This is a genomic window from Streptomyces sp. KPB2 (assembly GCF_003950055.1).
Taxonomy (GTDB): Bacteria; Actinomycetota; Actinomycetes; order Streptomycetales; family Streptomycetaceae; genus Streptomyces; species Streptomyces salinarius.
The window spans coordinates 2,560,175-2,583,253 of record NZ_CP034353.1 but is presented as its reverse complement, the minus strand read 5'-3'; the positions used below and the strand labels follow the sequence as shown (position 1 = coordinate 2,583,253).

18 protein-coding genes are annotated in these 23,079 nt (G+C 75.4%); 17 read left to right on the top strand and 1 reads right to left on the bottom strand.

Annotation, left to right across the window (positions count from 1 at the left end; all coding sequences use genetic code 11):
• Positions 1-111 precede the first annotated feature (111 nt).
• Complete coding sequence (locus tag D1J63_RS11060; protein WP_125628764.1) at positions 112-798, top strand: ScbR family autoregulator-binding transcription factor; 687 nt, start codon at positions 112-114, stop codon at positions 796-798.
• A 49-nt stretch (positions 799-847) separates the two neighbouring features.
• Here the strand turns inward: D1J63_RS11060 and D1J63_RS11055 are convergent, their stop codons facing one another.
• On the bottom strand, positions 848-1,450 hold the full coding sequence (locus D1J63_RS11055; RefSeq protein ID WP_241235547.1) for a shikimate kinase: 603 nt from the start codon (positions 1,448-1,450) through the stop codon (positions 848-850).
• Positions 1,451-1,653: 203 nt separating this feature from the next.
• Between D1J63_RS11055 and D1J63_RS11050 the strand changes: the two genes are divergently transcribed.
• The 16 genes from D1J63_RS11050 (at position 1,654) to D1J63_RS10975 (ending at position 23,035) form a co-directional block, all read left to right on the top strand.
• Entirely contained in the window at positions 1,654-3,468 is a 1,815-nt protein-coding gene (locus D1J63_RS11050) for a class I adenylate-forming enzyme family protein (RefSeq protein ID WP_125628762.1), read from the top strand.
• Complete coding sequence (locus D1J63_RS11045; RefSeq protein WP_125628761.1) at positions 3,465-3,863, top strand: hypothetical protein; 399 nt, start codon at positions 3,465-3,467, stop codon at positions 3,861-3,863. Before D1J63_RS11050 ends, D1J63_RS11045 begins: the two co-directional genes overlap by 4 nt.
• Before the next feature lie 78 nt (positions 3,864-3,941).
• The gene (locus D1J63_RS11040; protein ID WP_125628760.1) at positions 3,942-4,247 is read left to right on the top strand and encodes a LysR family transcriptional regulator; all 306 of its coding nucleotides are present in this window, start codon (positions 3,942-3,944) and stop codon (positions 4,245-4,247) included.
• 320 nt (positions 4,248-4,567) lie between these two features.
• Entirely contained in the window at positions 4,568-5,071 is a 504-nt protein-coding gene (locus D1J63_RS11035) for a flavin reductase family protein (protein ID WP_240798785.1), read from the top strand.
• A gap of 216 nt (positions 5,072-5,287) precedes the next feature.
• On the top strand, positions 5,288-6,826 hold the full coding sequence (locus D1J63_RS11030; protein WP_125628758.1) for an FAD/NAD(P)-binding protein: 1,539 nt from the start codon (positions 5,288-5,290) through the stop codon (positions 6,824-6,826).
• A gap of 76 nt (positions 6,827-6,902) precedes the next feature.
• Positions 6,903-7,712, top strand: coding sequence for a class II aldolase/adducin family protein (locus D1J63_RS11025; protein WP_164712792.1), 810 nt, complete (start codon positions 6,903-6,905; stop codon positions 7,710-7,712).
• A gap of 171 nt (positions 7,713-7,883) precedes the next feature.
• A complete protein-coding gene (locus tag D1J63_RS11020) occupies positions 7,884-9,275 on the top strand; it encodes a 3-deoxy-7-phosphoheptulonate synthase class II (RefSeq protein WP_125628757.1) in 1,392 nt (463 codons plus the stop codon).
• Between the two features lie 25 nt (positions 9,276-9,300).
• A complete protein-coding gene (gene aroH / locus D1J63_RS11015) occupies positions 9,301-9,678 on the top strand; it encodes a chorismate mutase (protein ID WP_102932541.1) in 378 nt (125 codons plus the stop codon).
• Positions 9,678-10,850, top strand: a complete 1,173-nt coding sequence (locus D1J63_RS11010) for a prephenate dehydrogenase (protein WP_125635378.1) — start codon at positions 9,678-9,680, stop codon at positions 10,848-10,850. Before aroH ends, D1J63_RS11010 begins: the two co-directional genes overlap by 1 nt.
• A gap of 147 nt (positions 10,851-10,997) precedes the next feature.
• Positions 10,998-12,182: a chorismate synthase gene (aroC, locus tag D1J63_RS11005; RefSeq protein ID WP_125628756.1), complete on the top strand. Its 1,185-nt coding sequence runs from the start codon at positions 10,998-11,000 to the stop codon at positions 12,180-12,182.
• Between the two features lie 97 nt (positions 12,183-12,279).
• Positions 12,280-13,779, top strand: a complete 1,500-nt coding sequence (locus D1J63_RS11000; RefSeq protein WP_125628755.1) for a transposase — start codon at positions 12,280-12,282, stop codon at positions 13,777-13,779.
• Entirely contained in the window at positions 13,776-15,908 is a 2,133-nt protein-coding gene (tkt, locus tag D1J63_RS10995; protein ID WP_125628754.1) for a transketolase, read from the top strand. The genes D1J63_RS11000 and tkt overlap by 4 nt, the downstream gene beginning before the upstream one ends.
• A gap of 110 nt (positions 15,909-16,018) precedes the next feature.
• Positions 16,019-17,251: a 3-phosphoshikimate 1-carboxyvinyltransferase gene (gene aroA, locus D1J63_RS10990; protein WP_232250442.1), complete on the top strand. Its 1,233-nt coding sequence runs from the start codon at positions 16,019-16,021 to the stop codon at positions 17,249-17,251.
• Positions 17,252-17,473: 222 nt separating this feature from the next.
• Positions 17,474-18,385 carry a helix-turn-helix domain-containing protein gene (locus D1J63_RS10985; RefSeq protein ID WP_164712791.1) on the top strand — a complete coding sequence of 304 codons (912 nt, stop codon included), beginning with the start codon at positions 17,474-17,476 and terminating at the stop codon, positions 18,383-18,385.
• Positions 18,382-22,038 carry an AMP-binding protein gene (locus D1J63_RS10980; protein ID WP_125628751.1) on the top strand — a complete coding sequence of 1,219 codons (3,657 nt, stop codon included), beginning with the start codon at positions 18,382-18,384 and terminating at the stop codon, positions 22,036-22,038. The genes D1J63_RS10985 and D1J63_RS10980 overlap by 4 nt, the downstream gene beginning before the upstream one ends.
• Before the next feature lie 790 nt (positions 22,039-22,828).
• Positions 22,829-23,035: a hypothetical protein gene (locus tag D1J63_RS10975; RefSeq protein ID WP_125628750.1), complete on the top strand. Its 207-nt coding sequence runs from the start codon at positions 22,829-22,831 to the stop codon at positions 23,033-23,035.
• The last annotated feature ends 44 nt before the right edge of the window (positions 23,036-23,079 follow it).

Genomic DNA, 23,079 nt, shown 5'->3' with positions numbered 1-23,079 from the left:
TCGGTAAGATACAGGCGTGCGGGTTTGTTTTTCAATGAGATGAGGCAAGCTCGCGAAGACAGACAAATGGAGCCGTTCCCTCCGAGCGGCCGGGTACAGATGGGAGGCCGCGTGGCGCGACAGGAGCGGGCGGTCAGGACCAGGAAAGCGATCCTGGGCGCAGCCGGAGAGGTGTTCGCCGAACACGGATACGCGGGAACGACGATCTATGACGTCTACACCCGGTGCGGGGTGACGAAGGGGGCCTTCTACTTTCACTTCTCCTCCAAGGTGGAGCTGGCCCAGGCCGTGCTCGACGAGCAGGTCGGCGGCCAGATCGCCTACTTGGAGGTCCCGTTCACCGGGGACGCCGTCAAGTTCCAGGAGGTCGTGGACATCGGGCTGCTGGTGGGCCACCGGCTCACCTTCGACCGGATGCTCCAGGGCAGCATCCGGCTCGCCGTGGACCAGGGTCACGAGATCGACCGCCGGGTGCCCTACCGGGCGTGGATCGACGTGCACAGGAGCCTCCTCGCCGAGGCGGAGGCCCGGGGTGAACTGCTGCCCGGCACCGACCTGGACGACGCGGCCCAGATGATCGTCGGGGCGTTCAGCGGCGTGCAGTTGATGGCCGAGGTGATGAGCGACCGCAAGGACCTGGAGGAACGGGTCGCGGTGCTCTACCGCGGCCTCGCCCGTGCCGTGGCCACCCCGGAGGTGGTGGCGCAGCTGGACATCACCCCCGACCGCGGCAAGCGGCTCATGGCGCGCGTCGTGGCGGAGGCCGACGACCGTGCGAGGGAGGAGGCGGGCGGGTGAACGGGTCCGCCGCGGGAAAGGGGAGCCGGCGGCGGACGCCCGACGATGTTCAGCGGGTCGGTTCCAGACCCAGCGCGAGCAGTGCCGTCCGGGTGACCTCCGCGGCATCGAGTCCCCGGGTCGCGACCGTGACCCGGGCCACCTCGCGGTAGAGCGGCGCGCGCCGTTCGGACAGCAGTCGCAGCCGGCCCGCGGTGTCGCCGGTGAGCAGCGGCCGGCCCGTGACGCCGCCGCGCCGGCCGAGTATCTCGTCCACCCCGGCGTCGACGTGGACGACAGGGCCGCCCATCAGCCAGGAGCGGGTGACCGGATCGAGAACGGCGCCACCGCCCAGGGCGAGCACGCCGTCGTGCCCGTCCAGCGCGGCACGCACCGCGGCCCGTTCCAGTACCCGGAACCGGTCCTCGCCCTCGTCGGCGAAGAACCGCGCCACGGTGCGCCCGGTGAAGCGCTCGACGTCCTCGTCGGTGTCCCGGAAGGCGACGCCGAGCCGGTCGGCCATCAGCCTTCCCACCGTCGACTTTCCCGCCCCGGGCAGGCCCACCAGGACCGCCGAAGGGCGCACGCGCGGAGCGGTCGCGACGGCGGGGCCGGGAGCGGGGGCGGGCGCCTTGGCGGGGCCCAGGGCTGGGAGGAACCGGGCGTCGGTCAACGGAGCCTCCGGGGTGAGGGGTGAGGGACCAGGGGCGGGGGAGTGCGCACTCGCATGGTCGGCGCCCGGGGGCGCTCGCGGACGGGCGACCTGACACGCCGGCGCACTGGCATCACACTTCTCGATAGATGTTGATACCCGCATGCGGGTTTGTTTCGCTGAGGTAGGTTTCCGCACCGGCTCACCGACCACGGAGAAGCCACATGATCAGAATTGAGCACATCCGTCGGCACGCGACCGCACGGCCCGACGCGACCGCCGTCGTGGACGGCGCGGTCCGGCTCTCCTGGACGGACTTCGCCGACGCAGTGGGACGGTGCGCGGCCGGCCTGACGGAGCAGCTGCCCGAGGAGCGCCGGGCCCGCCCGGTCCGCGCGGTGTTCCTGTCCGGGCCCCGCTGGGAACTGGCCGTGCTGCTGGCGGCCTGCGCCACGCTCGGCATCCCGTGCACGGGACTCGACCCCGCGCAGGACACGGACCGGCTCGCCCGCACGCTCGACCTGCTCGGTCCGTCGATCGTCATCGTCTCCTCGGAGCATGCGCCGGTGCTAGACGCGGCGCTGGGTGCGGCGCCGGGCACGGACGCGCGCGAGCTGCTGCGTGTCCCGCTGGACCCGCCCGCCGAGAGCACGCGGCCCTCCGGAGCGGACGCCGCGGGCGGGGCGGCCGGCCCGAACGGCCTGCCGGAGCCCGGCGCTCACGTGGACGCCCCGCGGGCCACGGGCGCCGCCTCATCCCCGGCGCACGCGGACCGTGCCGCCGGGCGGCCGGAGTTCGCCGGGCGCCCGGACCCGGGGGCCGAGGAGCCGGTCCGGCCCTTCCCCGACCTCCTGGCGAGCGACCCGCCCCGCCGCCTGCCCGAGCCCCTGCACCAGGAGTCCCTCGCCGTGGTGCCCGGCGGATCCCGGCCGCGCGTCACCGTGCGCGGCTCCGCCGCCGAGGGACGGGCGCTGATCGACCTGGTCGACGAGTTCGGCTTCGACGCCCACGACATCCACCTGGTCGCCGCCCCGCTGTGGCAGCCGCTCTCGCTGCAACTGGCGCGCACCCTCCTCACGGTGGGCGGGGCGCTGGTGCTCGACGACACCGGCGACGCCGAGGTCCTGGCCGCGCTGATCGCCGCCGAACACGTCACCACCACCATGATCGAACCGGGCGCCCTCGGCCGGCTGCTGGTCCACCCGGACTCCGCGGCGCCGGCCCGCGCCGGCCGCCTGCGCTGCGTGATCACCCCGGGGCGGCACCTGGGCCGCTGGACGGTGGACACCGCCTGGGCGCGGCTGGGTCCGGTGCTGCACCTGGCCCTCACCTCGCCCGAGACCGGGCTCGCCGGCCTGCTCACCCCGGAGGAGTCCCAGGTCACGCGGGCGCGGACGGGGCGGGCGGTGCTCGGCACCACCGTCGTCGTCCTGGGTGACGAGGGCGAGGTGCTCCCGGCGGGCCGGCCCGGCCGCCTCGCGTTCGCGGGACCGCACGTGATGGACGGCTACCTCGACGGCGAGGCGGAGTTCCGCACCCTCGACACCGGCGCGGACTCCGGCGCGGGGTCCGCCCTCGGCGAGGACGCGGGGGAGCGCCGCTTCCTCGTCACCGACGACCTCGGGGTCCTCGACGAGCACGGCCGGTTCACCCTGACCGGGCGGGCCGGCGGCGTCCGGGCCGCGGTGCGCGACCGCGCGGTCGACGCCGCGCTGTTCCGTCTGGAGTCCGACCTCCTCAACCTGCCCTGCCTTCGCGACACCGCCGTGGTCCGGGTGAGCCTGCCCACGCTCGGCGACGCCCTCGTCGTGCCGTTCATCGCCGTGGCCGTCGGCCGCGAGGCCACCGGGTACGCCGCCCTGCGCACGGCGTGCGCGCGCCGGGTGCCGTCCATCCCGGCGCACGTCATCGCGGTGGACCACATCCCCTACAGCCCGACCGGGCGGATCAGGACGGCCGAACTGCTGCGGGCCGTGGTCCCGATCCTCACCCTCAACCTCCAGTTGGAGCAGACCGTGCATCAGGAGATCTCCGCATGACCGTCACCGAGACCGGGGCCGGCGCCGCCGCCGAGGGCGGTGTCGAGGGCGGTGCCCGGGACGCCCGCTTCGCCCGCGACTTCTTCGTCCTCGAGGGTGAACTGCTGGAACTGGCCTGCGTGCGCGAGTGCGCGGTCGTCGCCACCGAACTGCCCGAGCTGGGCTCCTCGGTGGTCGTGGCGTTCGTGCCGCTCGCGCCCGAGCAGGAGGTCGCCGGGCGGCGGGCCGTGCTCGCCGCCTGCCTGCGCAACCTGCCCGCCCACTACGCGCACGCCGTGGCCGTGGACGAGGTTCCGCGCACCGCGGACGGGGCGGTGCGGGAGGGCGAACTCCTCGACCAGGTGCTGCCGCAGATCGCCCGTGACCTGATGTCGCCCATGGCGATGGCGGACTGAGGGAAGCCGTCGCACCGACCGGTGAAAAATACACGCAAGCCGGTATGTTATAGGAGGACCAGAGGGGAGGGCCCTGTCATGCAGTTCCAGCAGTTACGCGCGTTCCGAGAGGTGGCGGCCGAGTTGAGCTTCACTCAGGCCGCCAAGAACCTGCACTACGCCCAGTCGACCGTGACGACGCAGATAAAGAACCTCGAAGAGGCCGTCGGTACCGAGCTGTTCGACCGCACCCGGCGCCAGCTCACCCTGACCGAGGCCGGGCAGCGGCTGCTGCCGCACGCCGAGCGCATCATCGAGATGGCCGAGACCGCCCGGCGCGAGGTCGCCGAGACCGCCCGCCGTCCGCGCCGGCACCGGGTACGGCAGCCGACGTCCCTGCTCTGAGCGGAGAGGACGCCGCCCTCCTCGCGCCAGGCCCCTGCGCACCTCGCCGGCCGGTCCCCGTCCTGGGACCGGCCGACGCCTGTGTGCGGGGCGGGGCCCCGGGGCGACCGTCGGTCCATGGTGGTTCTTGCGCCAACCGGGGCGCGTGATTCCGCCAATGCCGGTGCGCTGCGCGGCAATTGCGGGACCGGTCCCGTTCCTAGAGTCGCTGCTGTCGAACCGTTGTCCGTGTCTTTCGGACTCGCGTTCGCCTCATGCCCGAGACCCGGAGAGGATCGACCATGGGCCAGGCCCCAGCAGCAGATCACACGACGGGTGCCGTGGACGCACCGGACGACCTGCGCGCCGTCATGCGCCATTTCGCCACCGGCGTCTGCGTCGTCAGCACACACCGGCAGCAGGAGGACGGCCTGCGGCACAGCGCCGTCACCGTCAACTCCCTCACCTCGGTGTCGCTCGAGCCGCCCCTGGTGTCCGTGAGCTTCCGCAGCGACTCCAGCTTCCTCACCGACCTGATGGAGGCCCGCGTCTGGGGCATCTCCATCCTCGACGGCGGCTCGGAGGAACTGGCCCGGCTCTTCGCCCGCCCGCGCGCCGAACGCGACGAGGCGGTGCGGACCCGGCCCGCCGAACCCGGCCCGCACACCGGCGCCCTGCTCTTCGAGGCGGCCGGCTGGATGGAGTGCCGCTACCGCGACCACGTCGTCGCCGGCGACCACGTCATGGTCATCGGTGACGTCGTCGGGCTCGGCGTGCGCGGCACCCGCACGCCGCTGATCTTCCTCCAGGGCGGCTTCCACCGTTTCGAGCCCCCGCAGACCTGACGCACCCGCGCAGACCGGCGGCCCCCGCCGATGCGGAGCGCCCGGCGCGCCTCTCCCGGCCGCCTCCGAGCGCCCCCGGCACCCACGGCCCCCTCCGAACCCGTATCGCAGTGCCCCGCGCACCGACTCCGCACGCCCTCCGGACCCGCCCGAACCCCGGCCCGGACCCCGTACCCGTCCCCCGTCCGCCTCCGCATACCGATAGGTGACTGACTCATGCCCCCTGGAATCTCGATCGGCGTCGTCGGCGGCGGCGCGGCAGCCGTCTGTCTGATCGACGCCCTGGCCCGGACCGAGGGCGACCCCGGCAGCCTCACCGTGTTCGAGCCCTCGCCCCACCTGTGGCGCGGCCGGGCCTACCAGGTGGACAGCGAGACGCTGCGGGTCAACGCCACCCCCGACGACATGTCCGTACGCGCCGGGGACCTGGGCCACTTCGAGCGCTGGCTGGAGACCCGGGACCGCGTCACGGGCGTCGCGAGCGGCGTCGACCGCATCTCCGGCGCCCGCTTCGCGCCCCGCCCGCAGTACGGCGAGTACCTGGAGGAGTCCGCGTACGCGGCCCTCGGGGAGCTGCGCCGCCGCGGCTGGCGCGTCGACATCATCGGCGAGGCCGTCACCTCCGCCGCCCGGCTGCCCAACCAGGTGCTGCTGCGCACCGGCCCCGGACAGTCCCGCGCCTTCGACTACGTGGTGCTCAGCGTTGGCGGCGACAGCCCCAAGGACGTGTACGGGCTCGGCGGCACCCCCGGCTTCGTCGGCGACCCCTACCCGGTCGCCGGCGCCCTCGACGACATCGGCGAGAACGAGCACGTCGCCGTCATCGGCAGCGGCCTGACCGCCGTCGACATCGTCCTCTCCCTGGCCGCCCGCGGCCACCAGGGCCCCGTCAGCCTGCTGTCCCGGCGCGGCGTGCTGCCCGGCGTCCGGCAGCGGCCCGTCCACTTCGCCCTGCGCCACGTGACCCCCGAGCGCATCCGCACCACGGCCCGCGACCGCAGCGAACTCGCCGTCGAGGACGTCGCCGCCGTGCTGCGGGCCGAGTTCCGCGACGCGGGCGCCGACCTCGACGCGGTCGTCGAGGAGATCATCCGCGTCGACCTGGAGGACCCGGTGGACCGGCTGCGCCGCCAGATCGAGGAGGTCGACTCCCCGCAGATGGGGATGCGCATCCTCCAGCGGGCCGTCCCCGAGGCCGGTCCCGACGTGTGGCCGCTGCTGCGCGAGGAGGACAAGGTGCAGATCCTGCGGGCGCACTACCGCACCATCATGAGCCTGTGCTGCCCGATGCCGCCGAGCAGCGCCTCCGTCCTGCTGGAACTGGTGCAGGCCGGACAGCTGGAGATGTTCTCGGGACTGCTCGACATCGTCCCCGGTGAGGAGGGCGGCTTCGACGTCCTGGCGGCCGACGGCACCGAGTTCCGCGCCGACCGGGTGATCAGCGCCGTCAACGCCTCCGAGGGGCGCATCCCCACCGGCGCGCTCTCCCTGGTGACCTCGCTGGTGGAGGCCCGCGCGGTCGCCCGGCACCCGCACGGCGGACTGCACCTCGCCCGCGCCACCAGCCGGCTGACCAGCAACGGACGCCCCGACCCGCGCCTCTACGGCCTCGGCAACATCGCCGCCGGCGCCCTGTTCTTCACCTTCGGCATCCCCTCACTGGTCGACCGCAGCCAGGACATCGTCCACGCGATCCTCGAACACTCCTCGACCGTCGAAGCGGTGCGGCAGGAGGCCACGGCCGTCGCCGCATGACCCTGCCGTCGTGCACCGCGCCCCGGCGTCGTGCACCGCCATCCCCTGACCGCCCCTCCACAGCGAAGGCCACCGCATGAGCATCAGCACCGACGCCCGCCCCGTCTACCTCGCGGACACCGCCACGGGGCTGCCCATCCCCGGCGACCCCGAGTTCGCCACCCACGAGGACGCCCGGCGCCACCGCAAGCAGCGGCTCGCCGCCGCGCTGCGCCTGTTCGGCAAGTACGGCTTCGGCGAAGGCATCTCCGGTCACATCTCCGTGCGGGACCCCGAACACCCGGACCGGTTCTGGGTCAACCCGTTCGGCGTCTCCTTCAACCAGGTCCGGGTCGCCGACCTGATCTGCGTCGACTCCGCCGGCCGTGTCGTCAGCGGGCGGCACAAGGTCAACCCCAGCGCCTTCGTCATCCACTCGCAGATCCACGAACTCCACCCCGGCGCCACCGCCGCCGCCCACGGCCACACCCCGCACTCCCGCGCACTGGGCGCGCTCGGCAGGCTGCTGGAGCCCATCGACCAGGAGTCCGCCGCCTTCTACGGCCGCCAGGTCCTCTACGGCGAGTACGAGGGCCCCTCCGTCTCCGTGGCCCAGGGCCGGGACATCGCCGAACGGCTCGGCGACAACCGGGCCGTGCTGCTGCGCCACCACGGGCTGATCACGGTGGGTGGCTCCCTGGAGGAGGCCGTGCACTGGTTCTTCACCTACGACGGCTGCGCCCAGGTGCAGCTCCTCGCCCAGGCGGCCGGCACCCCGCAGACCTTCACGCACGAGCAGGCCCTGGCCGCGCGCGAGGGCTTCGGCGACGAGCAGCTCGGCCGGTTCAGCTTCCAGCTCCTGTGGAACGAGATCGTCGCCGAGCAGCCCGACCTGCTGGACGAGTGACCAGCAGGTCGCCCTCCCGGTCCTGCGCCCTGCCCTCCCGGTCCTGCGCACCGTCCTCCCGGGGCCGCACCCGGCCCCGCCCATGGGGTCCCGGCACCCGCCCTCCAGGCCCCGCGCACCCGCACCTTCCGCCCCGCACGAGCCCTTCGGACGAGAACGAGGCCCTTTCCGATGCTTGCTGACCACACCGTGACCGCCTTGGACTCCTGGCGCCGGCTCCCGGCCGACCAGCAGCCCGCCTGGCCCGACACCGACGCCCTGAACGGCGTCGTCGCGGAACTCTCCTCCTACCCGCCGCTCGTCTTCGCCGGGGAGTGCGACCTGCTCCGCGAGCGGCTCGCCCGGGTCGCCCGCGGCGAGGCGTTCGTCCTCCAGGGCGGCGACTGCGCCGAGACCCTCGACGCGGTCGGCGCCGAAGAGGTCCGCGACAAGATCAAGACCCTGCTCCAGATGTCCGCGGTCCTCACCTACGCCACCTCCGTGCCGGTCGTGAAGATCGGCCGCATCGCCGGCCAGTACGCCAAGCCCCGCTCCCGGAACACCGAGATCCGCGACGGCGTCGAACTGCCCGTCTACCGGGGCGACTCGGTCAACGGCCTGGAGTTCACCCCGGAGGCGCGCACCCCCGACCCCGAGCGGCTCAAGCGTGTCTACCACGCCTCCGCCGCCACCCTGAACCTGATCCGCGCCTTCATCACCGGCGGCTACGCCGATCTGCGCCAGGTCCACGAGTGGAACCGGGACTTCGTCGCCAGTTCCCCGATCGGCGAGCGCTACGAGGACCTCGCCCGGGCCATCGACGACGCGCTCACCTTCCTCGCCGCCTGCGGCGCCGACCCCCGGGAGTTCCACTCCGCGGAGTTCTTCTCCAGCCACGAGGCGCTGCTGCTCGACTACGAGACCGCCCTCACCCGCACCGACTCGCGCACCAACCGCGCCTACGACGTCTCCGCGCACATGATCTGGATCGGCGAGCGCACCCGCCGCCTCGACGGCGCCCACGTCGAGTTCGCCTCCACGGTCCGCAACCCCATCGGCGTCAAGCTCGGCCCGACCACCACCGCCGACGAGGCGCTCGCCCTGATCGACCGCCTCGACCCCGAGCGCGAGCCGGGCCGGCTGACCTTCATCACCCGCATGGGCCGCGACAAGGTCCGGGACGTGCTGCCCGAACTGGTCGCCAAGGTGACCGGCTCCGGCGCCCAGGTGGTCTGGCTGTGCGACCCGATGCACGGCAACACCTTCGAGGCGTCCAGCGGCCACAAGACCCGCCACTTCGACGACGTGCTGGACGAGGTGCGCGGCTTCTTCGAGGTGCACCGGGCGCTCGCCACCCACCCCGGCGGCATCCACATCGAACTGACCGGCGACGACGTCACCGAATGCGTCGGCGGCGGCGACCGGATCGGCGTCGGCGACCTGCACCAGCGCTACCAGACCGCCTGCGACCCCCGGCTCAACCGCTACCAGTCCCTCGACCTCGCCTTCCAGGTCGCCGAGTTGTACCGGGCGCGCGCCACCCCGCTGCGGCGGGAGCCCGCCCCGATCGCCACCGCGGCCTGACCGCCCGAACCGACCGAAAGGCGCCATGACGATGCGAGCAGTGCGCGGCGCGGTGCAGTTGGAGCGCGACGACCGGCTCCACCTGCGCGACAGCGTGAAAGACCTGTTCCAGCAGATGCTCGACGCCAACGGACTCGTCCACGACGACCTGATCAGCGTCATCTTCACCGCCACCTCCGACCTGCACAGCGACTTCCCCGCCGTCGCGGTCCGCGAACTCGGCCTGGCCGACGTGCCGTTGATGTGCGCGCAGGAACTGGACATCGAAGGGGCGCTGCCCCGGGTGGTGCGCATCCTCGCGCACGCCGACACCGACCGGCCCAAGCCGGCCATCCAGCACGTCTACCTGGGCGGTGCCGCGGCGCTGCGCCGGGACCTGGCGGCGAGGGAGGCCGGCGGATGATCCGTACCGCCGCGGTGGTGGGCACGGGTCTGATCGGCACTTCCATCGCGCTCGCGCTGACCCGGCACGGCGTCACCGTGTACCTGGCCGACGCCGACGTCTCCGCGGCCCGTACGGCGGCGGCGCTCGGCGCCGGACTGGTGGGCGGTCCGCCCGTGCCGGCCGACATCGCGGTGCTGGCGGTGCCGCCCGCCCGGGTCGGCGCCGTCCTCGCCGAGCAGCAGCGGCGCCGGCTCGCCCGCTGCTACACCGACGTGGCGAGCGTGAAGGGCGGACCCGAGCGGGAGGTCGCCGCGGCCGGCGCCGACGCCGCGGTCTTCATCGGGGGCCACCCCATGGCGGGCCGGGAGCGGTCCGGGCCGCTGGCCGCCTGCGCCACCCTGTTCGAGGAGCGGACCTGGGTGCTCAGCCCGTCCGCGCACACCGGCCGCGACACCCTCAACCGGGCGCTGGAACTGGTCGCGCTCTGCGGCGCCGTGCCCGTCCTGATGGACAGCGAGGCGCACGACCGCGCCGTCGCCGTCGTCTCGCACGCCCCGCACGTGGTCGCCGCGCTGATGGCGGCCCGCCTCCAGCACCTCTCCCCGGACGCGGTGCGGCTGGCCGGGCAGGGCGTACGGGACGTGACCCGCATCGCCGACGGGGACGTACGGCTGTGGAGCGACATCCTGGAGTCCAACGCGACCGCCGTCGCCGACGTGCTGGAGGAGGTCGCCGGAGACCTCATCGGCACGGTCGCGGCACTGCGCGCGCTGGCCGGCGAGGACACCGGCGCCCGCGCCGGCGGCACCGCCCGGCTGGCCGACCTGCTCACCCGCGGCCTGGCCGGGCGCGGCGCCATCGCCGGGAAGCACAAGACGCCCGACCTGACCTGCGTGCCGGTGCGCATCCGGATCGGGGACCAGCCCGGCGAACTGGCCCGGCTGCTGGGCACCGCCTCCGAACTCGGCATCAACATCGAGGACATGTCCATCGACCACACCCCGGACAAGCCGAGTGGACTGGTCGAGCTGATGGTGTCGCCCACCGCCGCGCTCGGCATGGCGCAGCGGCTGAAGGACTGCGGCTGGCGGGTCCAGCGCGTCGCCGACCACTCCGGCCCGCGCACACCGTCCCGCCGTACCGGGCCCGCCGCCCGACGGGACCGGACGGGCGCCCGGACCGCGGCCTGAGCCGAGTCATCCCGGTCTCCCTCCGCCCTCCGCCCTCCTGCCTCCTTCCTCCTCCCTTCTTCCTTGTCTCCGTTCTCCGTTTCGCGTTGACCGTCGGCCGGTCGTCGCTCACCGCCGTCCGCTCCCGCTTCCCTGCGAAGGATCCGCATGTCTGCTCTGCGATGGCTCACCGCCGGCGAGTCCCACGGGCCCGCCCTGACCGCCGTACTGGAGGGGCTCCCCGCCGGGGTGCGGACCTCCACCGACCAGGTCGCCGACGCCCTGGCCCGCCGCCGGCTGGGCCACGGCCGGGGCGCCCGGATGACCTTCGAACGCGACGAGGTCGCCTTCGCCGGTGGCGTACGGCACGGCGAGACCCTCGGTTCACCGGTCGCCGTCCGCATCGCCAACAGCGAATGGCCCAAGTGGCGCACCGTGATGGCCGCCGACCCGGTCTCCGCCGACGTCCTGGCCGGGCAGGCCCGCAACGCGCCCCTCACCCGGCCCCGTCCCGGCCACGCCGACCTGGCCGGCATGCAGAAGTACGGCTTCGACGACGCCCGACCGGTCCTGGAGCGGGCCAGCGCCCGCGAGACCGCCGCCCGGGTGGCGCTGGGCGCCCTCGCCGAGGCGTTCCTGCGGCAGGCGTACGGCATCGGGCTCGTCGCCCACGTCGTGGCGCTCGGCGGGGCACGTTCCACCTCGCCGGAGCTGCCGGAACCCGAGGACACCGGGCGGCTGGACGCCGATCCCGTGCGCTGCCTCGATCCCGGCGCGTCGGCGGCCATGGTCGCCGAGGTGGACCGCGCGCACGGCGCCGGCGACACGCTCGGTGGGGTCGTCGAAGTGGTGGCGTACGGGCTGCCGCCGGGGCTGGGTTCGCATGTGCACGGGGACCGCCGGCTCGACGCCCGGCTCGCCGGGGCACTCATGGGCATCCAGGCCATCAAGGGCGTGGAACTGGGGGAGGGGTTCGCCCTCGCCGGTGTGCCCGGCTCCCTCGCCCACGACGAGATCCTCACCGGCGCGACCGGGGTGCGCCGGGCCACCGCCCGCTCGGGCGGGGTGGAGGGCGGGATGTCGACCGGGGAGCCGCTGCGGGTGCGGGCGGCGATGAAGCCGATCGCCACGGTGCCGAGGGCGCTGGCCACGGTGGACACGGCCACGGGTGAGGCGGCCGTCGCCCATCACCAGCGCTCCGACGTGTGCGCGGTGCCGGCCGCCGCGGTCGTCGCCCAGGCGGCGACCGCGCTGGTCCTGGCGGACGCGGCGCTGGAGAAGTTCGGCGGCGACAGCGTCCCGGAGACCGCCCGCAACCACCGCGCCTACCTGTCCCACCTCACCGTCCGATGAGGCCCGCCGCCACCCCGCGAACGGGCCGGGCGGTGCGCTCGCGCCCGGGGGGTGCGCGCCGTGTCGTGAGTGCGCGTCGCCGGACCGCCGTCGGCCCGTGCACACCTGGCCCGTGCACACCTGGTCCGTGCACGCCCGGCCGGTGCACGCCCGGCCCGGTCGTGGGCGGGCCGTACGCCACGCGGCCGTCCCGGCGCCGATCCCGGCGGCGCGCGTGACCGGCCGGGTCGCGTTCCGGGCGCCGGTACCCGCGCCCGGGGCGCCGATCGCCCCCGGGGTGGCCCGGAAGACCCCCGGGACGGCCCGGATCGCCCCCGGGCCCAGGACCGCGCCCGTGGTCGACGCCGTCGCCGCCCTCTTCGCCGAGGGAGACTTCCGCCCGGCGGTGTTCGACGACCCCGGCGGTCCGGGCGGCGGGGCCGGGGACGATCTCGTCGGGGAGCTGTGCCGACGGGTGCTGGGCCCGCTCGCCCGCAGCGATCAGCGGCGCAGCGGCGAGCTGTACATCCGGGGGCTGCTCGCCGCGACCGGACGCAAGAGCATCCGCAACATCGCCGCGCAGACCGGCGTCCCCGCCGACGCGCAGCGGCTGCACCACTTCATCAGCGACTCCACCTGGCGCTGGCGCCCCGTACGCGCCGCGCTCGCCCACCACGTCGGCGCCCTCGCCCCGCCCCGGGCCTGGGTGGTGCACACCGCCACCCTGCCCCGGGCGGGCCGAGGCGGCGTCGGCGTCGAGCAGTTCACCGACCCGCGCACCGGGCGGCGTGTCAACGCCCGGTGCGCGGTGGGCCTGTGGGCCGTCACCGCGCACGGCTCCTGCCCCGTCGACTGGATCCTCCGGCTCACCCCCCGCTGGCTCGACGACCCCGTACTGCGGGCACGCGCCCGGCTCCCCGCGGACGCGGCCGCCGTGGACGCCGTAGCGGCCGGTCTCGACATGGTCCGCGCGACCGCCGCCACCGCCGGGCCGCACCGCGCGCCGGTGCTGCTGGACGCCCGGCACGCCCCCGCGGGCCGGGTCGCCGCCCGCCTCCAGGCCAGCGGCTTCCCCTACCTGCTGCGGATCGCCGCATCGCACCCCCTCACCCCCCTCGCCGCCGACGGCCGGGACGCCGCCCGCGTCGTCACCGCCCGCCACCTGGCGGCGGGCCCGGCGGCCGGTGCGTACGGCAGGGTGCGGCCACCCGGGGCGGCCGACGGGCCGTACGACGTGGTCCGCGTCCCCTGCCGGGCGTACGACACGCCGCCGGGGCCGCGCCGCCGCCAGCTCCTGCTGGCCCGGCGCGATCCGTACCACCCGGAGCGCACCGCGTACTGGCTCACCGACCTGACGACCCTGCCCAGCGCCGCGCTCCTGCGGTTGGCCGCCGCCCCCGACGGGATCGACCGGGACGTCTCCGTCACCGGCCGCCGTCACGGCCTGCACGACTTCGACGGCCGTACCTTCGCCGGCTGGCACCGCCACATCACGCTCGCCTCGGCGGCCCACGCCGCCGCCCTGCTGCTCGACCGTCGGCCCGCCGTCGCCGGACCACCGCCGCCGCCCGCCCCCACCCGCCGGGGCGAGCGGTCCCTACCGAGGAAGAGACCATGACCGCAAGCGTCACCGAATACGACGAAACCCTGGCCGCCCCCGTGTGGACCGACGCGGACCGTCGCGCCGCCGACGTCGCGCGCGCACTGGCCGCCGACGCGGTGGAGGCCGCGGGGCACGGCCACCCCGGCACCGCCATCAGTCTGGCCCCCGCGGCCCACCTGCTCTTCCAGCGGCTGCTGCGGCACGACCCGGCCGACCCCGAGTGGGCCGGCCGGGACCGTTTCGTGCTGTCCTGCGGCCACGCCGTCCTCACCCTGTACGTCCAGCTCCACCTCACCGGCTACGCCCTCGGCCTCGACGACCTCAAGGCCCTGCGCCGCGAGGGCAGCCTCACCCCGGCCCACCCCGAGCGAGGGCACACCCCGGGCGTGGAGGTGACGACGGGACCGCTCGGACAGGGACTGGCCAACGCGGTCGGGATGGCGGCGGCCGCCCGCCGCGAACGTGGCCTGTTCGACCCCGACGCCCCGGACGGCACCTCGCCGTTCGACCACACGATCTGGGTCTTCGCATCCGACGGGGACCTCCAGGAGGGAGTGAGTCATGAGGCCGCCTCGCTCGCCGGGCACCAGCGGCTGGGTAACCTGGTGGTGCTCTGGGACGACAACCGGATCTCGATCGAGGACGACACCTCCGTCGCCCTGTCGGAGGACGTCCCGGCCCGCTTCCGGGCGTACGGCTGGGACGTGCGGCAGGTGGACTGGACCGTCACCGGGACGTACACCGAGGACCTGGAGGCGCTGTACCGGGCGCTGAGCGAGGCCCGGCGGGAGACCGGCCGGCCCTCCCTGGTCGCGCTGCGCACGGTGATCGGCTGGCCCGCGCCCACCAAGCGGAACTCCGGCGCGATCCACGGCGCGGCGCTCGGCCCGGCCGAGACGGCCGGACTCAAGGAGGCGCTCGGGCTCGACCCGGAGCGCTCCTTCCAGGTCCCCGACGACGTCCTGCTCCACACCCGCACCGCGCTGGAGCGCGGCCGGCGTATGCGCGCCGACTGGGAGCGGCGCTACGCCGACTGGCGGGCGGCGCACCCGGAGCGCGCCGCCGAGTACGACCGGATCGGCGCGCGCACCCTGCCCGAGGGGTGGGCCGAGCACCTCCCGACCTTCCCGGCGGGCGGGTCGATGGCCACCCGCAAGGCGTCCGGGAAGGTCCTCGACGCCCTCGCCGGGGTGCTGCCCGAACTCTGGGGCGGTTCCGCGGACCTGGCCGGCTCCAACCTCACCACCATGGCGGGCGAGCCGTCCTTCCTGCCCGAGGAGCACGCCACCGCCGCCTTCCCCGGCCACCGCTACGGCCGCACCCTGCACTTCGGCATCCGCGAGCACGCCATGGGCGCCGTCCTCAACGGCATCGCCCTGCACGGCGGCACCCGCCCCTACGGCGGCACGTTCCTGGTCTTCTCCGACTACATGCGGCCCGCCGTACGGCTCGCCGCGATGATGCGGCTGCCCGTCACCTACGTGTGGACGCACGACTCCATCGGCCTGGGCGAGGACGGGCCGACGCACCAGCCGGTGGAGCACCTGTGGTCGCTGCGCGGCATCCCCGGCCTGGACGTGGTGCGGCCCGCCGACGCCAACGAGACCGTCGTGGCCTGGCGCACGATCCTCACCCGCGCCGACCGGCCCGCCGGTCTCGCGCTGAGCCGGCAGGAACTGCCCGTGCTGGACCGCTCGCCCGGCACCGGACTCGCCTCCGCCGACGGCGTCGCGCGCGGCGGGTACGTCCTCGCCGAGGCCGACGGCGCGGCGCCCGAGGTGATCGTCCTGGCCACCGGCAGCGAGGTGCCGGTCGCCCTGGACGCGCGGGCCCTGCTCCAGGCGGAGGGGATCGCCACCCGGGTGGTGTCGATGCCGTGCCTGGAGTGGTTCGCCGAACAGGACGAGGAGTACCGCGAGTCGGTGCTGCCCGCCGGTGTGGCCGCCCGGGTGTCGGTCGAGGCCGGCACCGCGATGGGCTGGTACGCGCTGCTGGGCGGCGCGGGCGAGGCGGTCAGCATCGAGGAGTTCGGCGCCGGCGCCCCCTACCAGCGCCTCTTCGAGCAGTTCGGCCTGACCCCCGACCGCGTGGCGGCGGCGGCCAGGGCCGCCCTGGAGCGGGCCCGGCGCGGGAGCCGTCGATGACCGCGGACACGACGAGCCACGGCGCCGACGGCCGCCTCCCGGGCCCCGCCCGCACGGAGAACGGGCGGACCACCGCCTCCGCCGCCTCCGGCGAGGCCCCGCCCCCCGTCCTGAGCGCCCGCGTCCCCGGCTCCAAGAGCATCACCAACCGTGCGCTGCTGCTGGCCGCCGCCGCGCACGGAACGACCCGCCTGGACGCCCCGCTGGTCAGCGACGACACCGTGGCCTTCGCCGAGGCGCTGACCGCACTCGGCGTCGACGTGCGCACCGGCGACGGCCACTGGACCGTCACCGGCGCCGGCGGCGGGCCCCGGTCCGGCGGCCGGGTCTGGTGCGCGGACGCGGGCACCGCCGCCCGCTTCCTGCCGCCCTGGGCGGCGACCGGCCGGGGCGAGTACGTCTTCGAGGGTTCCGGGCAGCTCGGCGCCCGCCCCCTGCGCCCGCTGGTGGACGCCGTGGCCGCGCTGGGCGCCGACGTCCGGCCCGGCCCCGGCGGCGGACTTCCGCTCACCCTGCGGGCGTCCGGCCTCGCGGGCGGCACCGTCGCGCTGGACTCCCGCACCAGCAGCCAGTACCTGACGGGGCTGCTGATGGCCGCGCCACTGGCCCGCGCCCCGCTCACCGTCCACGCCCACGGCCTGGTCAGCGGGCCGTACGTGGCCATGACACGGGCCCTCATGGCGCGCTTCGGCGTCACCGTGGTGACACCGGAGCCCGGCGTGCTGCGCATCGAGCCGGGCCGCTACACCGCCACCGGCCTGCGCGTCGAACCGGACGCGTCGACCGCCTCGTACTTCTTCGCGGCGGCGGCCGTGACCGGGACCACGGTGCGGGTGCCGGGGCTCGGACGCGGCAGCCTCCAGGGCGACGTGCGCTTCCTCGACGTGCTGCGTCGGACCGGCGCGCGGATACGGCTGACCGACGACGCCGCCGAGGTCACCGGGACGGGCCGACTGCGCGGTGGGTTCAGCGTCGACATGGGGGAGATCTCGGACACCTTCATGACGCTGGCCGCCGTGGCCCCGCTCGCCGACGGACCGATCACCGTCACCGGCATCGCGCACGCCCGGCTGAAGGAGTCCGACCGCATCGCCGCGGTGGCCGGGAACCTTCGCGCGCTCGGCGTGCGTACCGAGGAGGGGCCCGACCGGCTCACCGTCCTGCCCGGTCCGGTGCGTCCCGCCCGGGTCGCCTGCCACCGCGACCACCGCATCGCGATGGCCTTCTCCGTACTGGGCCTGCGGGTCCCCGGCATCACCCTGGACGACCCGGAGTGTGTGGCCAAGACCTTCCCCGGCTTCCACGCGGAACTCGGCCGGCTCTTCGGACCCCGGCGGGGATGACGCCGCGACCTGCGGCGCAGCGGTGGCCGTAACTGTTCGAACTCGCGTTGTATGCGTGTCCTATTGAACCCTCCGATATGACTGTGATACCGGCATGCGGGTATGTTTGCATGGAGGTGAGGGGGCGGAACCCCCGGAACGACCGCCGGTTCCGTCCCGACGCGCTGACGGATGGGGGAGACGGTGCGGAGCCTGGAGGAACGGAAGGGACCGGCACCCGCCGTGCCGCGGCCGGCCGCGGCCGGCCGGGCGGCGCCCGGCGGAGTGCAGATCGTCCACCGGCACGACGAGCCGTTCGACGGCACCCTGCGGGCCCACCAGTTCGGCGGGGTCCGGGTGGCCCTCGTCAAGGGCGACGGCCCGCGGGAACTGATCCGCCCGGGCCACCGCATCGCCCCCGCCGACGAGGGCGTGCTGCGGGTCCTGCGGCCGCTGACCGGCGCGGTCTGGGTCGTCCAGGACGGCCGCCACGGCACGGTGCGCGCCCCGCAGCTCATCTGCTTCGACAGCACCCGCCCCTACAAGGCGGCCATGCCCGAGAACTTCCGCCTGGTCGACGTCACCGTGGCCCACCGCCTGGTCGGCCTCACCCCCGCCGAGGCCGAACCGCTCACCGCGCGGCCCTGGTCCGGCTCCGAGGGACTCGCCGCCCTGCTCTCCTCCCTGCTGGACGGGCTCGGCCGGCACGGCCGGGAGGTCGCGACCTCGGTCGACCTGCTCGGCGGCAGCGTCGTGGGACTGACCGCCGCGCTCTTCGCGGAACGCATGCGGGAGGTCGCCGAGGACCCGCAGATCGCCCGCCAGGCCCTGATGCTCCAGGTCCAGTCCTACGTCCGCGAGCAGCTCGCCGAACCCGGCCTGAGCCCGGTGACCATCGCCCGCGCCCACAACGTCTCCCTGCGCTACCTGCAGAAGATCTTCCAGGAGCACGGCATCAGCCCCGCCCGCTGGATCCGCGACGAACGCCTCGCGCGCTGCCGCACCGAACTCGCCGACCCCCTCCTGGACCACCTGCCGGTCGCCCTGATCGGCGAACGCGCCGGCCTCTACGGCGCTTCGCACTTCAGCCGCCTCTTCCGCGACCGGTACGGCATCACCCCCCGCGAGTTCCGGAAGGAGCGTGACGTCCGGTGACCGCACACGGACTGTCGCTGCTCGACGGCGGACCCGCTCCCGACCCCCGGTGCGCCACCCTCGGCAACGCCCTGGTGCGGGCCGCGCTCGCCCCCGGCGACCGGGGCCTGTGCTTCGTCGGCCCCGACGGCGGCGAGACCCGCTGGAGCTACCGCCGCCTCCTCCACGAGGCCGCCCGGACCCTGGCCGGACTGCGCCGGGCCGGCACCCGCCCCGGCGAACGCGTCGTCGTGCACGTCGCCGAGGCCCCCGAGCTGCTGAGCGTGTTCTGGGCGTGCGTCCTCGGCGGGTTCGTCCCCCTGCTGGTCGGCACCGGCACCACCGAGGCGAACCGCGCCGCCGCCCCCGCGCTCCTCGACGAGGTCTGGAACCGCTACGGCAGGCCCCGCCTCGTCACCGGCCGCGGGCAGCCCGTCGACCCGGCCACCGAGGCCGCCGCCCGCGCGGCCGGGGCCTGGCTCGGCAGCCCGCACGAACTGCGCGCGGACGCCCCCGACCACCGCCGGCACCCCGGCGGCCCCGACGACACTGCGGCCCTGCTGCTCACCTCCGGCTCCACCGGCGTACCCAAGGCGGTGATGCTCAGCCACCGCAACATCCTCAGCCGCAGCGCCGCCACCGCCCGCGCCAACGGCCTCGGCAGCGCCACCCGCACCGTCAACTGGATGCCGCTGGACCACGCCGGCGGCCTCCTCCTCTTCCACGTGCGGGACGTCTTCCTCGGCGCCCACCAGGTGCACGCCCCCACCGAGTGGGTCCTCGCCGACCCGCTGCGCTGGCTCGACCTCGCCGACCGGCACCGCGCCTGCACCACCTGGGCCCCCAACTTCGCCTTCTCGCTCGTCAACGACCGCGCCGACGGCCTCGCGGACCGCCACTGGGACCTCAGCCGTCTGCGGTACGTCATGAACGGCGGCGAGGCGGTCCGCGCCTCCGTCGTCCGGCGCTTCCTGGACCTGCTCGCGCCCTTCGGACTGCCCGGGGACGCCGTGCACCCCGGCTGGGGCATGTCGGAGACCGCCGCCGGCGTCGTCGACCACCGCTTCCGCGACCTCGACACCGCCGACGCCCGCCACGTCCCGGCCGGCCGGCCCCAACCGGGCACGGCCGTGCGCTGCGTCGACACCGACGGCACCGTCGTCCCCGTCGGCACCGTGGGCCGCCTGGAGGTCCGCGGCCCCTCCGTCACCCGCGGTTACCTGGACGACGCCGCGCACACCCGGCGCGCCTTCACCGCCGACGGCTGGTTCCGCACCGGCGACCTCGCCTTCGTCGAGGACGGCGTCCTCACCGTCACCGGACGCGCCGACGAACTCGTCGAGTGCGACGGCGTGTGCCGCCACAGCCACGAAATCGAGGCCGTGGTCGAGGAACTGGACTTCGTCACCCCCTCGTACACCGTGGCCACCCCGGTCACCGGCCCCGCCGGCGAGGAGATCGCCGTCTTCTACCGCCCCCGGCCCGGCACGGGACCCGAGCGGGCCGCGACGGCCGTCCGCGCCCGCGTCGCCGACCGCCTCGGGGTGCGCGTCACCCGTGTGGTGCCGGTCGCCGCGGGGGACGTGCCCAGAACGGGCATCGGCAAGCTCCGGCGCGCCCGCATGCGTCACTGGTACGAGACACAGGGCGGCGCCCCCTCCGCCACCCCCCAGGACGGGCCCGCCGCGCGGGCCGGAGAGGAAGAGGACGCGATGGCCGAGGAGACCAGGGCACAGCACCCCGGGGCGGACGGCGGCGCGCTGCGCGTCTCCGTGCTCGGCCCGCTGGAGATCCGCGCCCAGGGCGAGGACCGCACGCCCTCCGCTCCCATGGCCCGACGGGTGCTGGCGGTGCTGCTGCTGAACGCCAACCGCCTCGTCTCCACCTCCACCCTCATCGAGGAGCTCTGGGAGGCCGAACCGCCCCGCCTGGCCCGCAAGACCGTCCAGACCTACGTCTACCAACTGCGCAAGGCGCTGCACTGCGAGGTGAACCCCTGCGAGCGGGTGCGCACCGGGCCGAACGGCTACCGCATCGACCTCCGGCCCGGCGAACTGGACCTGTGGGAGTTCGAACACGGTGTCCGGCGCGCCCGCACCGCGCTCGGCGAGGGCGACCCGCGCACCGCCGCGGCGCTCGCGCGCGACGCGCTCGCGCTGTGGCGCGGGGAGCCGTTCGCCGGGCTGGAGACCGGGCCGCTGCTCGCCGCCCAGCTCCCGCCCCTGGCCGATCTGCGCCTGAGCGCGCTGGAGTTGCGCGTCACCGCCGACCTGCGGCTGGGCCGGCACCGTGCCCTGCTGGGGGAGTTGCGGCAGCTCACCGCCGACCATCCGCTCAACGAGGAGTTCACCGCGCAGCTGATGACCGCCGCGCACCGCTCCGGGCAGCGCGCCACCGCGCTGGAGGCGTTCGCGCGGCTGCGCCGCCGGCTCGTCGACGAGCTCGGCATCGAACCCTCCGAGCGGCTCCAGCGGTTGCAGCAGGAGGTGCTGACCGCGCAGGTCTCCGAGACGGAGGCCGCCGCGCCCGCCCTGGACCCGGACCCGGCCCCGGCGCCCGGCAGCGCCGCCCCCGCCCGACCCGAACCCGTCCGCGGCAAGCTCCCGCTGGACACCCCCGACTTCACCGGCCGGGCCGCCGAACTGGCCCGGCTCACCGCCCTCGCCGAGCCGGACACGCCCGGCCGGGCCACGAACGGCGGGCCCCGGGTGGTCGTGGTGCTCGGCCCGGTCGGCGTGGGCAAGAGCGCCCTCGCCGTGCACGGTGCCCACCGGCTGGCCGGCGGCTTCCCCGACGGCGTGCTGCACGCCCGGCTCCACGACGCCGAGGACCGCCCCCGGTCCGCCCGCGCCGTCCTGCACGCCCTGCTGCGCGACTGCGGCCACGACCCGGCCGCCCTGCCGGACGACACCGACGAACTCGCCGGGATGCTCCGCGCGGCCACGGCGGGCCGGTCGCTGCTGATGCTGCTGGACGACGCCGCCACCACCGACCAGGTACTGCCGCTGCTGCCGGCCGACGACAGCGCGCTGGTCCTCGTCACCTCCCGGGTCCGGCTGCCCGGCCTGCCCGGCGCGCACGCGCTTGCGCTGGGCCCGCTGCCGGCCCCCGATGCCGCCGCGTTCTTCGCCCGCGTCGCCGGGGGCGAGCGCGTCGCCGACGACGCGGAGACCCTTGGCCGGGTCACCGGGCTGATGGGCAACTTCCCGCTCGCGCTGCGCGCGGTGGGGGAGAAGTTCGCCGGGCGCCCCATGTGGACCCTGGGCGACCTGGCGCTCGGCCTCGTCGACGAGGGGCGGCTCGCCGCGGAACTCCACGACGAGGCGTGCGACGTACTGGCCCGCGCGGCCGGGGCGGTGGTCCGGCTGCCCGCGTCGCTGCGGCGGGCGCTCGCCCTGCTGTCGGCGGCCGAGGAACCCTTCGACATGGCCCGCGCGGGCGAACTGCTCGACGGCGACAGCTGGGACACGCAGTCCCTGGTGGGCCGGCTCCTCGACCACCACGTCCTGGTGGCCGAACCGCACACCCGGCCCGCCGCACTCCTCCTGCGCGTCCCGCACCTGGTCCGCCTCGCCCTGCCGTCCCCGGACGACACCGGCCTGCGCGTCCTCCCGGGCACCGACCGCGACCTCGGCCACCGCACGGTCTCCAGCGTCCTGACAGCAGCGGGCTGACCCCACCCTTGCGCCGCTGCGCACCCGGCGGCCGGCTCGGCCTGGCGCTGTCCCGGCGGCCCACGCGGCCTGGCGCTGCCCCGATGACCCGCTCGGCCGGCGCTGTCCCGCGGCCCGACGCTGTCCCGGCGGTCCCGTCGGCCTGGCGCTGTCCCGGCCGTCCTGTGGGGGCGGCGCTGTCCCAGTGGGCCTCTCGGGCCGGTGCTGTCCCGGGGGGGGGCGACTTAGCGGGTCGTTCGTGCGGGAGCGGCGTGGGCCGGTGTCTGGCGGGGCGGCCCTTGGGCCGACGCGGTCCCGGTGGGCTTCTCTCGGGCCGACGCTGTTCCGGTCCTTCGGCTCGTGGGTGACGTCGCCGGTCGTTCGTGCGGGAGCGGCGGAGGCCGGTGTCTGGCGGGGCGGCCCTTGGGCCGACGCTGTCCCGGTAGGCCTCTCGGGCCGGTGCTGTTCCGGTCCTTCGGCTCGTGGGTGGCTTAGCCGGTCGTTCGTGCGGGACCGGCGTCGGCCGGTACCCGGTGGGGCGACGCGGTCCCGGTGGGCTTCTCTCGGGCCGGTGCCCTCCCGGAAGGCGACTTCGCCCGTCCTCCGTGCGGGACCGGCGGCGGTCGGTATCCGGCGGGGCGGGCCCCCGGTACGGGGCTGTCCCGGTCGGGGCGCGTCGGTACGGGCTCGCGTGTTGACGTCATGCGTTGGTCGGGCCTTCACCCGGGCTGGACCGGGCCCGTCGACGCTGGCGGTGAGGCGGTGCCGGGCGGAGCAGCCGGACCGGTGCGGCCCAGACCGAGGAGGCGGCATGCCGCTCGACGAACACGAAGGGATACCGGCCCGCTGGCTGATGGTGCCGGCCGGCGTGGAGCTGGAGTTGACCCCGCCGCCCCCGGCGCACGGGACGCCCCACCGCCGGACCGGCGACGGCTTCGCGGCCCACCCGGCGGCCTGCCGCCATTGCGGGGCACCCGGCGGCGGGGGCGACCCGGCCGAGGAACTCCCGGCGGCCTGACCGGACCGCACCGTGTCCGGCCCAGACACGCCGAGAGGGCCCGG